This is a genomic window from Flavobacterium sp. N502540, from assembly GCF_025947365.1.
In the GTDB taxonomy this organism is placed as follows: Bacteria; Bacteroidota; Bacteroidia; order Flavobacteriales; family Flavobacteriaceae; genus Flavobacterium.
The window spans coordinates 3,978,879-3,993,579 of the sequence record NZ_CP110012.1; the positions used below are offsets into that span (position 1 = coordinate 3,978,879).

Sequence of the window (14,701 nt, forward strand, 5' to 3'; positions counted from 1 at the left end):
ATATGTGTGGAATCTGTTTAACAATTGACACTAGTCGATTAGAGGTGATAAACGAATTTTGGAAAAATAATCTTCAAAATTTGGAACGTTTAGATATTATAACAGAATCTTCTTTAGGAAAGAATTTAATTACTACAGATGGTTATGAAATAATGAAACGAGCAATCATAGATAAAGATCCGACATTAATTCAAATGATGAACTCGCAGAATAGTCAAAATTTATTTGAATTGGCTCTAATAAAAAAAAATATGTGGGAAAAAAAAGAAGAGTTAAAAGTGTACATAAAACCTCATTATTTTGACGAAAATATAAATCCACTTATTGAGGAATATGCAAATGAATGGACACCATATTCCGGTATTAAATTTAGGTTTGTTAATGTACTTCCTGTAGAAATAATAATTGAGATAAATTCTGATTCTATACACTCGTCACAGATTGGTAAAGATGCCTTGCGCATTTCTAATGAAGAAGGAACTACAATGTATTTAGGAATAGGTGCAGCAATGAATATAGAAGAAATTAGAAGGCCGGTTTTACACGAGTTTGGCCATGCTTTAGGTTGTATTCACGAACATCAGTCTCCAGTTTCAGCGATTCAATGGAATGAACCTGCTACAATAAAAGCATTCGCTAAAGGTGGTTGGGATGAAGCAACAGTAAGACATAACATTTTTGGAAAATATAGCTATTCTGAGATTACAAACTCAGAATTTGATAAAGATTCCATTATGCTTTATCCAATATCTGCAGATCTTACACTTGACGGTACGAGTTTCGCTTGGAATACTGTACTTTCAGAAAAGGACAAAGCATTTATGAAAAAAGCATATTCAATTACCTAATTTTGGTTTAGCCAACATAAAAATAAATTGTTTTTAGGTTTAAATGCGTATAATTATTAATAGAAAAGCCTTTCGGATTCTGAAAGGCTAATTAAGTACAAGTAAGTAAGAATTTATTTTTTAGATTCTTCAATAGAAATTTTTCTAAACTCTTTTAAAAGTTTCTCAATTTCTAAAGTTGATTTACGAGCTCTTGCTCCAGCGGCTTTAACACCTTTTTCAATTAGTGAATCTGATTCTGTTTTAAAATTTTCAATTTCTGCATTAATCTTTGCTACTAAATCTTTCATTTGATATGTTATTAAATTTAGTAGGTAAAAATAAAGGTTTAACTGTTATATACACAAATAATTTTATTAGTTTTTAGCGGAGATTCTTGATTAAATCAATTATCTCTCCCAATTATTATACAATTATTTTGTTTCAGATCCTTTTAAAGTCAAATAATTCCCATATCGTGCTAGATATATATAATTTGGAATCCTTATTGGCTATACTTAAATGATCAATCCTTAGTTATTGCATGACTATGTTTTACGCTGATAGAGTATAATGAATATAATAGTAAGATTTTAGAAAAGATAAAAAGGGGAGATATAGTTTCCTTTTTAATGATCAAGGAGGATTTTTTAATTAAAAAACTTAGTTTATTCACAAACTAAGCCTGTCTAATAAAGTTTAAAAAGATTGATTTTTAGAAAGGAAATATGTTATTTTGTAAAATAAAATAATTACTTTGTTCCATATTTGTACCATTAAAATGTAATACATTGATAATCAGATGTTGTTATTTTTGAAGAAGTAAAATAATTCTTCTTTAAACAATAATGAAAACCGGGTCAGAAATGATCCGGTTTTTTTATGGATTATATTTAGTAAAATTAGATTTAATCATCTTCTGTTTTTGTCACAACCACATCTCCGGTAAGAAAATAATCTCTCATTTTTGGTTTAATTTTAAAATCATTTTGAAGCTTAAATTCGGTGGTTAAGAAATTTTCATGTTGGAATATTAAAACGTCCCCTTTTTTTGCTTTTATTGTAAATTCTCCGTCAAAATTAGTTTTGGTCTCAACTTTAGTTCGCTTTATTTTAACATTAACCTCAGGTAATGGATTATCTTGCGAATCATATAAAGTTCCTGTATAGACTATAAAATCTTTTTTAGATTTTGACTTTATACTGTCTTTAAGTCGCTTATGGTCTGTTTGTTCTGTTTGTTCTGTTTTTGATTTTTCTTGTGCTTTGATTGTTTGATTTCCTAATCCTAAAAATGCAATTATTGATGCTGCTGTGATCATCCACACAGATTTTTTTTCTTTGGGAACAATCATATTCCTGTCCAATTGCGATACGATGAATCTACCGCATAAATTTTCATTTTTATTATAAGCAAGAAGAATTTCTCTGTCAGAAGATTTTGTAAAATCAATTACATTTTTTTGACAGTTGCCGCAGAACTTACCTTTTTCAGTTGGAGACATTTCATGCCAATTTTCATGACAAGGTTCTGGTATTGAAATGGTTATTTTTCGGGTCATTTTGGCTTTATATTTTATAGGCAGATTGCTGTTTATAAAAGTAATTATTATTTTGAATATCGTAACATTGTCTTCTGATCAAAATGACAATTGTCATTTCCCATTCGGAAACTTTTTTGTAATATTACTTTGTAAATCATTTTTGAATGAGAAAGATAAAATACAAGAAAGGCAGAAAGTTGCAGCATACAAGTCTGGAGTACACGGGCACGCATAAAAGTCATGAAACAGAAATGCAGCTTTTTGTTTATAATGATACTGATATTATTGAATATGAAAAATTTACGGTTTTGGCCATAAATTCATGTTTTGATTATACTAAAAATAATTGGCTGAATATTCACGGATTAAATGATATCGGCCTTATCAAAACAATCGGAGATCATTTTAAAGTAGATGATTTTTTACTGGCTGATATTTTAAATACGACCAAAAGAACCAAGTTGGAGGAGCAAAAGGATATTTTGTTTTTCAATATAAAATCGTTGTTGCCTTCAGAGTATTCAGACGGTCTTAAGGTCGAACAACTCAGTTTTATTTTAAAAGACGGATTACTAATTTCTTTTCAGGAAAAAAGAAGTGATTTCTTTACACATGTACGTGAACGTCTGCGCACCCATGCCGGAATCGTAAGAACTAAAAAGGTCGATTATCTGCTTTATCTTTTGCTTGATGCCGTGATGGAAAACTTTTATATTACGATCGAAGATGAAGAAGATAATATCGAAGAACTTATAGATTTAACCAAAAAAGGTGCAGATCCGATTATTTTGGAAAAAATTGAAAATCATCGTGATAATTTTAATTTTTTAAAACGTTCCATCACCCCGCTCCGTGATTCACTTTATTATTTGAAGACCATTAAAGATGATGACGAAAACAATGGCCTCATTCAGAAAGAGACTTTTAATTTTTTCATTAGACTGCATCAGAAAAGTTTAGAACTTCTGGAGCAGATTGAGTCTGACATGAGTTCTTTAGAAAGTGCTTCCAATTTCTATTTTTCGGAGCAAAGCCGAAAAATGAATGAGATTATGAAAACACTGACCATCATTTCAGCGATATTTATTCCGCTCACTTTTATTGTTGGAGTATACGGGATGAATTTTGAATATATGCCGGAATTAAAGGAAAGAAACGGCTATTTCATTGTGATGACGAGCATGTTTTTATTGGTTATAGCCTTAATTATTTATTTTAAAAAAAGACGTTGGTTTTAACGTTTATTTATCTTTAAAAAATAGATTATATACGACATTTGTTGAGTTAATACATAAATTATGAGTAAAGCAATATATATAGCTACGAGCGATCAAAACAGCGGAAAATCAATTGTGACACTTGGTTTGATGAGTATTTTAATTGGAAAAACAGCTAAAGTAGGTTATTTCAGGCCTATAGTGGAAGATTTTGTGGATGGCGAGTTAGACAATCATATTGAAACAGTACTGTCACATTTTAATCTGGATATTAAATTTGAAGATGCCTTTGCGATCACCAAAAGCAAACTAATCAAGAAAAAGAATAAAGGGAAAATAGGAGAAGTTCTCGATTTGATTATTGAGAAATACAAGAAGCTTGAAGAACGTTTTGATTTTGTCCTGGTAGAAGGAACAAGCTTTACCGGAGAAGGAACTTCAATCGAACTCGATTTGAATGTTTTGATCGCCAAAAACCTTGGGATTCCTACTATTATTATCGGATCCGGAGTTGGTAAAACTTTAGAAGAATTAGTAGACAGTTTGTATTTGGTTTATGATTCCTTTAAAGTGAAAGAAGTTGAGGTTTTATCGGTCATTGCCAATAAAGTACAGCCCGAAAATATAGAATTGGTGACACAAGGATTGCAGAAAAGTTTGCCGGCGAACGTGCTTATCAATACCATTCCGCTGATTTCAAGTTTGAACAATCCAACGATGCAGGAAATAGTCAATCAGTTAGATGCCAAAGTACTGTTTGGAGGTGCTTATCTGAACAATGAAATTGGACATTTTAGTGTTGGAGCAATGCAATTACACAACTATCTGGTTCATTTGCATGATAATGCACTGGTGATTACTCCCGGAGATCGTTCGGATATTATCCTGGGAGCTTTACAAGCCAACGAATCGGCCAATTATCCAACAATATCCGGAATTATTCTAACCGGAAATATCGTTCCTGAAGAAAGTATTTTAAAACTTATTGAAGGTCTTTCTTCTATCGTACCTATTATAGCCGTTGATGGCGGAACTTATGGTATCACGAACAAAATTGGATCCATCAGATCAGAAATTTACGCCAACAATACCCATAAAATAGAAACTTCGATCAGTACCTTCGAAAAGTATGTTGCTATGGATGATTTATCTGAAAGGCTAATCACTTTTGAAGCAGAAGGAATGACACCAAAAATGTTTCAGTACAACATGGTTAAGAGAGCCAGACAGCACCGAAAACATATTGTTTTACCCGAAGGGAACGATGAGAGAATTATCATCGCCGCTTCGAGATTGTTAGCGATGGATGTGGTCGACATTACAATCATTGGAGATAAAAAACAAATTGAAGCTAAGGTAAATGAGCTTGGAATTACATTGGATTTTTCTAAAATCAAGATCATCAATCCGATAGAATCAGAACTTTATGAAGATTATGCCAACACTTATTATGAACTTCGTAAAGCCAAGAATATCAGCATTACTACCGCAAGAGATTTAATGGAAGACGTTTCTTATTTTGGAACGATGATGGTGTATAAGGGACATGCTGACGGAATGGTTTCAGGTGCTGCTCATACCACGCAGCATACTATTTTACCCGCTTTACAATTCATTAAAACCAAGCCCAATTCATCAGTAGTTTCGTCTGTGTTTTTTATGTGTTTAGAAGACAGAGTTTCTGTTTTTGGAGACTGTGCCATTAATCCAAACCCAACAGCAGAACAATTGGCAGAAATCGCTATTTCATCGGCAGAATCAAGCTCAGCTTTTGGAATAGAGCCTAAAATAGCCATGCTTTCTTATTCTTCCGGTTCTTCTGGAAAAGGAGATGAAGTAGATAAAGTAAGAACCGCAACCGAAATCGTAAAACAAAAACGTCCTGATTTAAAAATTGAAGGACCTATTCAATACGATGCCGCCGTAGATCGTGCTGTCGGAAAAAGTAAAATGCCGGATTCTGAAGTGGCAGGGCAGGCGAGTGTGCTTATTTTCCCGGATTTAAATACAGGAAACAATACCTATAAAGCAGTTCAGCGTGAAACCGGTGCTTTGGCTATCGGCCCAATGTTACAAGGGTTAAACAAACCGGTAAACGATTTGAGCCGTGGCTGTACCGTAGATGATATTATTAACACCGTAGTAATCACGGCTATTCAGGCGCAAGGACTTTAATCAATTAAAAAACGTAAGTCAGGCTGAGCGGAGTCGAAGTCTTCTTTGTTTGCCCAGCCTTCGACTTCGCTCAGGGTGGCATTAAAGCTAAAAACAGTAAAAAACTTAGAGACTCAGTCTCTTAGAATCTTAAAAAAAATGAAAATACTTATCATAAACTCAGGAAGTTCCTCAATCAAATATCAATTAATGGTTATGCCTACAAATGAGGTAATTTGTACCGGTATGATTGACAGAATTGGATTGGAAACTTCGAATGTGATCTTTAAAACGGCATCCGGAACAATCGAAGAAACGTTTCCAATTGCAAATCATAAAGTTGGTTTACAAAAAGTAGCCAATTTGCTTTTAGATGCCGAAAAGGGAGTGATTAAATCAACTTCAGAAATTGCGGCGGTGGGTCATCGCGTGGTACACGGAGGAAGTGCCTTCAGCGATACAGTGAAAATTGATGAAGCGGTAAAATTAAAAATCAAAGAACTGTTTGAACTGGCTCCACTGCACAATCCAGCTAATTTGGAGGGTATTAATGTTGCGGAAGAAATCTTTAGTGATGCGGAGCAAATTGCAGTTTTTGATACTGCATTCCATCAAACGATGCCTGAAGTAGCTTATAAGTACGCTATTCCAAATTACCTTTTAACAGAGCATAAAGTGCGTGTTTATGGTTTTCACGGAACCAGTCACAAATACGTTTCTGCAAAAGCAATTGATTATTTAGAAAAGAATTCTAAAATAATCACCATTCACTTAGGAAATGGCTGTAGTATGACCGCTGTTAAAGACGGGAAAAGTATCGATCATACCATGGGATTTTCTCCTTCAAACGGTCTTATCATGGGAACTCGTTCAGGAGATATTGATCAGTCGGTTATTTTTTATATGGTTAAGAATCTTGGATATTCGGCTGATGAAGTAAACTCGATTTTATTGAAACAAAGCGGGATGCTTGGGCTTACAGGCTACAGCGATTTGCGCGATATTGAAGCAGAAGCTGAAAAAGGAAATAAAGACTGTCAATTGGCACTGTTAATGAACGCCTACAGAATTCAAAAAACAATTGGTTCGTACGCCGCAGCTCTAAACGGTTTGGATGCAATTATTTTCACTGCGGGAATTGGAGAGAACTCCTCTTATATGCGCAAGCTGGTTTGTACCAATATGGATTATTTTGGAATTGAACTGGACGATGAAAAGAATCAGATTCGCTCAAAAGAAATCAGAGAGATTAACGTACCAAATTCAAAAGCAAAAATTTTGGTGGTGCCGACAGATGAAGAATACGAAATTGCTCATCAGGTTTATCAGCTGCTTCAAAGCTAGAATAGACTTACTATTATATGGAAAGCTTCTCTGTTGAGGAGCTTTTTTTATGCCATCAGATTCAATATTTGTCAGTATCTTTGAAGATAAAACCGAATATTTTGAAATCGATACTTCCTAAATTTATATTCTTCTTTTTCATTGCTTTTCAAATCCAGGCACAAGAATTACTTCCATTTGTAGAAAATTATAATAAATCTGATTACCAAGGTGACAATCAAATTTGGAATGTGGTTCAGGGCAATGATGATGCCATGTATTTTGCCAATAATCACTATTTATTGCGTTATGATGGGGTCATCTGGGAAAAGTATACATTACCTAATAAAACGATCATTCGTTCGATCATGATCGAAGGCGATAAGATCTATTCAGGCTCGTATAAAGAGTTTGGTTACTGGTACCGAAAAGACGGAAAGATGCATTACGTTTCCATCACTAAAAAACTGCGTTTGTTTGACGAAAAGGACAATGAAGAGATTTGGAAAATTTTCAGGTTTAAAGGTTCCGTTTATTTCCAGTCTTTTAATGATGTTTTTATTTATGATGGAAAACACATTAAGAAAATCAAATTCCCTTTTCTAATATCCTATTGCTTTGTAGTGGATAATGATGTCTATGTTGCTTCAGTTGCAAAAGGTCTTTTCCGAATGGACGGTTCAAAAATAGCCAATCCAAAAGGTTGGAATGTTTTAAAAAAGACCGTAGTTCACGCTATTGAAAAGTACAAGAAAGAGACGTTTATTTTTACACAGAAGAAAGGAATTTTTATTGTGGAAAAAGGAGGTTTAAGACCCTGGAATAATCCGTTGAATGACGTTTTAAAATCAGCAACGATAAATGTTGCTAAGTTTATTAAAGGTAATAAACTGGTAGTAGGAACCGGGAACAGAGGTGTATTTATCTACGACTTCCAAACGGATACCTATAAAAACATCAATCGGAATAATGTTTTAATGAATAATTCGGTATTAAGCATCGGTTTCGATAAAGAGAACGATTTATGGCTTGGTCTGGATAATGGTATTACGCATGTCGAAATTAACTCTCCGATCTCTTTCTTTTATGATAATTCAGGACTTCTCGGTTCTGTTTATTCTGTCGCAGCTATCGATAAGGGATATCTGATTGCTTCAAATCACGGAGTTTTCGAGTTTGTGTCCGGTAAGTTTAATATGTTGCCCAACACACAGGGGCAGGCCTGGAATATTAGTAAAATTGGTACCAAGTATATTATAGGTCATAATGATGGAACTTTTTGTTACGAAAATGGTTCACTGGTTAAAATCAATAACAGAAGCGGAGGATGGAACTTGACAAAAAGCAGTATCAATAATACTTATTTTCAATCGACTTACAGCGGTGTTGTGGCTTATAATGATATTGCGGTACCTACTGAGAACAAAGTTATTAATGATCTTTCAAAACCTATAAAGTATGTTGCTCAGAATCAGAAAAATGAAATCTGGGCTGCAGATAATTACCGTGGATTGTATCGTGTATTGTACGATGATAACTATAAGACTAAAAAAGTTGAAAATATAACACAGCAGAGTAAAATTAAGAATGATTTTGGTGTAAAGATTTTTGAATTTAGAAATGAAATTCTTTTCCTCATCAATAATGTTTGGTACACCTATAATTCGATTAGCGGCAGTCTTGAAGAAAATGAGCTGTTTAATTCTAATTTTAAGAATATAAGTGATGTCGTTTCAATTGATGAAGATCATTTTGTGGTGCTTCAGAATGGAATTTTGTATCATATATATGCGAAGGGTAATAAATTCATTTGGAACATTATTCAGGAGAAATATTATAAAGGTACCCTGATCAATGATAATTTGAGGATTTTTAAAACTCAGAACCACTATTTACTCAATCTTGATGATGGATTTATATCGCTTCAGCTCACTTATGAAAACAAGCAAAATGCGCATGTTAAGATAGAAGCTTTTAATGATGGAAATCTTATATCAAATGAGGATAAGATCAAATACAACACTGAGATAAGAATAAATGTTATTTCGGGAATTTACGGGGCAAGTAAGCCTAATTTGTTTTATAAAGTCAATAAAAACAGTGATTTTCTGCCAATTTCAGACGGATTGATCGTATTGAACAATTTAAGCAGTGGGTCACATTCTATAGTGGTTTACAAACATGATGGTGCGAGTTACGAAGAGGTAGCAGACTTTGATTTTAAAGTGGCAGAACCCTGGTATTTTTCATTTTGGATGATTTTACTGTATCTGCTTGTGGTAGGAGCGGTTTTGTTTTTATATTACAAATGGAACAAACTACGCTATATGCAAAAATTGAAGCTACAAGCTGAAGAGTTAAAACATCAGCGTGAAATTCTGGAAATGGAACTGAAAGCAGAGAATGAATTGAATGTTCAGGAATATGAAAAACACATTCTTGAACTGGAACTGCAAACAAAATCCTCAGAAGTTGCCGGAAAATCATTGTCTATTGCCAAGCAAAGTGAAATGATCGATAACATTCAGAACATTTTGAATTCTGAAAAGGACTTCAATAAATTGAAAAGTGAAATCAAAAAAGCAATTAAAATCAATGAGGTGAACAAACACGAATGGGAGATTTTTGAAACCAATCTGAACCAGATTCACAATGAATTTATCATTAACCTTTCTAAAAAGTTCCCAAACTTAACTCCTAAGGATATAAAATTGTGTGTTTACCTCAAAATGAATCTTTCTTCCAAGGAAATTGCCCCTATGATGAACATTTCTTTTAGAGGTGTAGAATTGCACAGATATCGTTTGAGAAAGAAATTAGGGCTTACTCAGGATGAAAACCTCTCAAAGTTTTTATTAAGTCTGTAAGATTGAGATTATTTTTTTAAATATCTTATATTTTTCTACTTCTTTTATTGTATAATTCTAATACATCATTACTACATCATAACGTTATGTTAATAAAATAAAATTAACATTTAATATGCTGAAATTTAAACTTTTATATTCTATTTTTAACATAATGATGTAGCTATGTAGTAGTGGTATTTGATGTACTACAACGTTGTAATTGTTTAATTTGGCTCTACTAACTTAAACGATTACGAACTGTATGAAAAATTTTATTTTTAGCTTTTTAGCGCTTTTGCTATTGCCGGCTTATATGTCTGGACAAGCAATTAAAGGAAAAGTAGTAGACAGTAATGGAATGGGAGTTCCCGGAGCAATTATTGCTGCTTCAAACTCACGAGTTTCTGCTGATGCTGATTTCGACGGAAATTTTGCCATAAATGCCAAGGTGGGGGAGATACTAAAAATCTCGATGTTGGGCTTTGAGCCTGTTTCTGTGGCAGCAACTTCCGCACCAATGACTATTACTTTAAAAGAAGCAGGTGATACTGTATTAAAAGATGTAGTTGTAATTGGATACGGAACAAGAAAGAAAATTGATAATACTTCAGCGATAAGCTCTATTAAATCTGAAGAGATTACAAAAATGAAGGTGCTAAATGCTTCTCAGGCCATACAAGGTAAGGCAGCAGGGGTTCAGGTATCTGCTTCAGATGCACCCGGAAGTACGCCTTCGGTAATCATTAGAGGTGCCGGTAGTGCTATTGGAGGAAAAAATCCTTTGTATGTAGTAGATGGTATGCCAACGGAGAATATCAATAACATTAATGCAAATGATATTACCTCATACGAGATTTTAAAAGATGCTTCTTCCTTAGCTATTTATGGTACAAGAGGTGCAAATGGTGTAATTATGATCACCACAAAATCCGGAAAAGGAAAGCTTACAGTAGATGTAGAAAGCTTTGCCGGAATCAGAACTCCTTTGAAAAAGGTTAGAATGGCAAATAGCGACGAATATGTTCGCTATAGTAATGCCGCTTACATTAAAGATTTTCCACAAGGAAGATTTTCAGCTAACCAGCCTTACAATACCGATTGGCTTGATGAAATCACAAGAACGGGATCCTATACGCAAAACAATATTGCCATTTCAGGATCTTCAGATAATGTAAAATACTTTTTTAGTGTTGGAAATTACGAAGAAAAAGGAATTTTGAACCGATCTGATTATGGTAGAACTACAATTCGAAACAATAATGAATTTAAAGTTTCAGATAAAGTTAGAATAAGTCAGAATATGAGTGTGAGTACCATAAAAAATACTCCAATGCCTTTAAGCGCTTTTACCAATGCTTACAGACAATCTCCTCTTGTTCCTGTTCGTTATCCTAGTGGAAAATATGGAGTACCGTTTGTTTCAAATGGAGTGGTTGCTGAAACCGGTGCATCTTTCAATAATGTTGGAAATCCTGTATCTCAATTGGATTATACAAACGAAAAACAAGAAACGGTTATTCTGCAAGGAGGATTGAAACTGGATTATGACATTTTCAAGTCCTTAAAATTTACTTCTCAGTTTAATGGAGAGTTTTTTACTTACAAACAATATAATTATGTAGATAACGTGGCTCTTTGGCTGGCTGCGGATCCTAGTAGAGTAGTATCAGCTTACGATACTAAAAGTTTAAATACAAATACTTTAACAAGAGGCAGAGATCAGTATTTCAACTGGAATTTATCTAATTATTTGACTTTTAACAAGGTTTTTGCTCAAATTCATGATGTTGAAGTTACAGCCGGTATTGAGGCCAACGTACAGGGAACGAGAGAAAAATTAACGATTGACAGAAAAAACGTAAATCCAAATTCAAACTACTGGTCTTTAAAAGATATTAATGTTGCAAGTTCCGTAACAGGTTATAAAGACGAAGCGTTGAATCAGAGAAGATTAGCGTCTTATTTTGCCCGTTTTCAGTATAAATTAATGGACCGATATTTAATTACAGGTACGGTTAGACGTGACGGATCGTCTCAATTTGCTGAAGACAAACGTTGGGGAACATTCCCATCAGTTGGTTTAGGTTGGATTGTATCAAAAGAAAGTTTTTTAAGTAACATTGAATCCCTTAATTTATTAAAACTAAGAGGATCATGGGGGAGATTAGGAAATCAGAATGTTCCATTAAATAAACAGGTTTTTACTTCAGGAGTTGATGTTCCCGGACTTGGCTCAGGAACAACGATTAATTCGCAGGTAGATCCTAATTTAACATGGGAAATAGTGGAAGAACTTTCAGGAGGATTTGATTTTGAATTGTTCAGTAACAGATTAAAAGGATCTTTTGATTTGTATGACAAGAAAACGACCAATACCATTTTGAATGTTATACCTTATGCAACTTCAGGATATAATGTTTCAACCTATTCCCATATCGGAGAAGTATCAAACAAAGGATATGAAATTTCTTTGCGTTGGGATGATAAAATAACCGATGATTTAAGTTATTGGGTAGGAGGAAATTATTCACATAATAAAAATGAACTTTCTAGTCTTAAAAATGCCCAAATAGCTGCAATCGTAGGAGGAAGTTTGGGGAATGGTCAAAATACCAAATTATTAGACAGAACTTCATTAGGACAGCCTTTAGGAAGTTTTTACATGTATGAATATGCCGGACTTGACCCTACAACTGGTAAAATGTTATACTATACAGCTGCTGGTGATAAAGTGGTTCAGTCGGCATTAAACGAAAGAACCGATAAAAAATATGTTGGAACGGTTTTACCAACTTCAATGTATGGAATTACTTTGGGAGTAAATTATAAAAACTTTGATTTTTCGGTTGATGGTTACGGAACTGGAGGTGCAAAAGTGTACAATGGAAAAAAAGCACAGCGTTTTGGAGGTGAAAATATTGAAGCATCCGTGGCTCGTGATTTCTGGACACCAACTAATACAACGGCTTCAAATCCGGTACCTTCTAATGAAACTCCCTATGCTTCCACTTTCTTCCTGGAATCAGCAGATTACTTCAGAATCAATAACATGAGCTTAGGATACAAGCTATCTTTAAAAGAAGATATGTTCTTTAACTATTGCAGAATTTATATAAATGCAATTAATCCGTTTATTACCCAAAAGTACTCGGGGTTTTCTCCTGATATCGTTAGTGATGGTAAATTGGTTGAAGGTACTCAGGGAGTTGAGTTAGACGCTTATCCGTCATTAAGATCATTTGTTATCGGTGCTAATTTAAAATTTTAATATCATGAAAAGAATATATATATCAATGTTTGTGTTATCCGGATTATTTCTTTCAGGATGCGCAGATGATTTTTTAGACGTAAGCCCTACAGAATCAATTCCGGCAACAGATGTAGAGTTGGTCAATAACGACGCAGGAGCTTCAGGTTTTGTAACCGCAATTTACAATCAGTTTTTAGGATGGGATATGTCTTCTTTTGGATGGAATGCCGTTACGAGTATCATTTCTGATGATGCAGATAAAGGTTCTGATCCTGGAGATACCGGAGCAGATAAGGACATTATCGATGCGTTAACCTATAATGCTTCAACGCCTTCATTTCAGTCTACCTGGAATGCTCATTATGCCGGAATAAACAGATGTAATCAGGCCTTGGCTATTTTTCCAAAATTGGATAAGGTGACGCCTGCTTTAAAAGTAAGATTAGAAGGAGAAGCTAAGTTTTTCAGAGCTTTTATGTATTTCACTTTAGTAAAAGGTTACGGTGGTGTTCCAATTATTGATCATTTGCCAATTCCGGGTTCAGAGGGTGACAGAATTATGCAATTAACCCGTAAAACACCGGCTGAAGTCTATGCATTCATTGAAAAAGATTTAAATGATGCCATTACAAATTTACCGGATAAATCAGCTTATGCAGCAGAAGATAAAAGCCGTGTTTCTAAAGGCTCTGCTTATGCTCTATTAGCAAAGGTAAATCTGTATCAAAAAAATTGGCAAAAAGTAATTGACAATTGTGATAAAGTAACAGGATATTCTTTAGTAGCTGATTATGCGCTACAATATAAAAAAGCAGGAGAATTTGGTCCTGAATCTATTTTTGAAATTAATGGAATTGGTTCAACTTCAAGCCCTGGTTTTGGAATTGGAAACTATTCTGTTTCTCAGGCACCACGTGGTGCAGGAGGATGGGGTTGGGGTTTCAATACACCTACTCAGGGACTGGCAGATGCCTATGAGGCAGGCGACGTAAGAAGAGCAGCAACTATTATTTTCAGAGGTTCAGTTTTATACGATGGAAGACCGGTACCGGCTACTGTAGCCAATCCAATGTACAATTACAAAGCTTACTCTTCAGATTTCTACAATCAGGAATTTACAGATACTAATCTTAGATATTTAAGATATGCTGAGGTATTATTAATGAAGGCGGAAGCTTTGAATGAATTGGGACAAACATCAGCAGCAATTCCTTTAGTGAATATGATTCGTAAAAGAGCAGGTTTAGGAGATACTCCTTTTACTTCTCAAACCGATGTTAGAAAAGCAATCTGGAAAGAAAGAAGATTAGAAATGGCTTTCGAACATGACAGATGGTTTGACCTTGTAAGAACAGGACAAGCGCAGGCTGCTATGGCTGCCGACGGAAAAACGTTCGTTGTTGGTAAACATGAATTATTTCCAATTCCTACTACATTCTTAAGAGAAGCGGGTGGACTTTCACAACAAAATCCGGGAGGTTACTAAATAATTTTTTAAAACCACTTCCTTCTCCTTTTTTGAAGGAAGTGTTTTTTA

At 34.2% G+C, this 14,701-nt stretch carries 9 protein-coding genes; 7 read left to right on the forward strand and 2 right to left on the reverse strand.

Annotated features, from left to right (window positions below; all coding sequences use genetic code 11):
- Positions 1-2 precede the first annotated feature (2 nt).
- Entirely contained in the window at positions 3-848 is an 846-nt protein-coding gene (locus OLM58_RS16735; RefSeq protein ID WP_264529788.1) for a hypothetical protein, read from the forward strand.
- A gap of 113 nt (positions 849-961) precedes the next feature.
- Here OLM58_RS16735 and OLM58_RS16740 read toward each other — a convergent pair whose 3' ends face one another.
- The gene (locus OLM58_RS16740; RefSeq protein WP_264529789.1) at positions 962-1,138 is read right to left on the reverse strand and encodes a histone H1; all 177 of its coding nucleotides are present in this window, start codon (positions 1,136-1,138) and stop codon (positions 962-964) included.
- A 597-nt stretch (positions 1,139-1,735) separates the two neighbouring features.
- Complete coding sequence (locus OLM58_RS16745; RefSeq protein ID WP_264529790.1) at positions 1,736-2,389, reverse strand: carboxypeptidase-like regulatory domain-containing protein; 654 nt, start codon at positions 2,387-2,389, stop codon at positions 1,736-1,738.
- Positions 2,390-2,535: 146 nt separating this feature from the next.
- Here OLM58_RS16745 and corA point away from each other — a divergent pair, with 146 nt between their 5' ends.
- The 6 genes from corA to OLM58_RS16775 all read left to right on the forward strand — a co-directional run bounded on the left by corA (position 2,536) and on the right by OLM58_RS16775 (position 14,650).
- Positions 2,536-3,609: a magnesium/cobalt transporter CorA gene (gene corA / locus OLM58_RS16750; RefSeq protein ID WP_264529791.1), complete on the forward strand. Its 1,074-nt coding sequence runs from the start codon at positions 2,536-2,538 to the stop codon at positions 3,607-3,609.
- Between the two features lie 60 nt (positions 3,610-3,669).
- A complete protein-coding gene (gene pta / locus OLM58_RS16755) occupies positions 3,670-5,763 on the forward strand; it encodes a phosphate acetyltransferase (protein WP_264529792.1) in 2,094 nt (697 codons plus the stop codon).
- Positions 5,764-5,901: 138 nt separating this feature from the next.
- Positions 5,902-7,086 carry an acetate/propionate family kinase gene (locus OLM58_RS16760; protein WP_264529793.1) on the forward strand — a complete coding sequence of 395 codons (1,185 nt, stop codon included), beginning with the start codon at positions 5,902-5,904 and terminating at the stop codon, positions 7,084-7,086.
- Between the two features lie 101 nt (positions 7,087-7,187).
- Positions 7,188-9,932 (forward strand): LuxR C-terminal-related transcriptional regulator, encoded by a 2,745-nt coding sequence (locus OLM58_RS16765; RefSeq protein ID WP_264529794.1) that lies wholly within the window; start codon positions 7,188-7,190, stop codon positions 9,930-9,932.
- 244 nt (positions 9,933-10,176) lie between these two features.
- On the forward strand, positions 10,177-13,182 hold the full coding sequence (locus OLM58_RS16770; RefSeq protein WP_264529795.1) for a SusC/RagA family TonB-linked outer membrane protein: 3,006 nt from the start codon (positions 10,177-10,179) through the stop codon (positions 13,180-13,182).
- A gap of 4 nt (positions 13,183-13,186) precedes the next feature.
- Complete coding sequence (locus OLM58_RS16775) at positions 13,187-14,650, forward strand: RagB/SusD family nutrient uptake outer membrane protein (protein WP_264529796.1); 1,464 nt, start codon at positions 13,187-13,189, stop codon at positions 14,648-14,650.
- Positions 14,651-14,701: the final 51 nt, after the last annotated feature.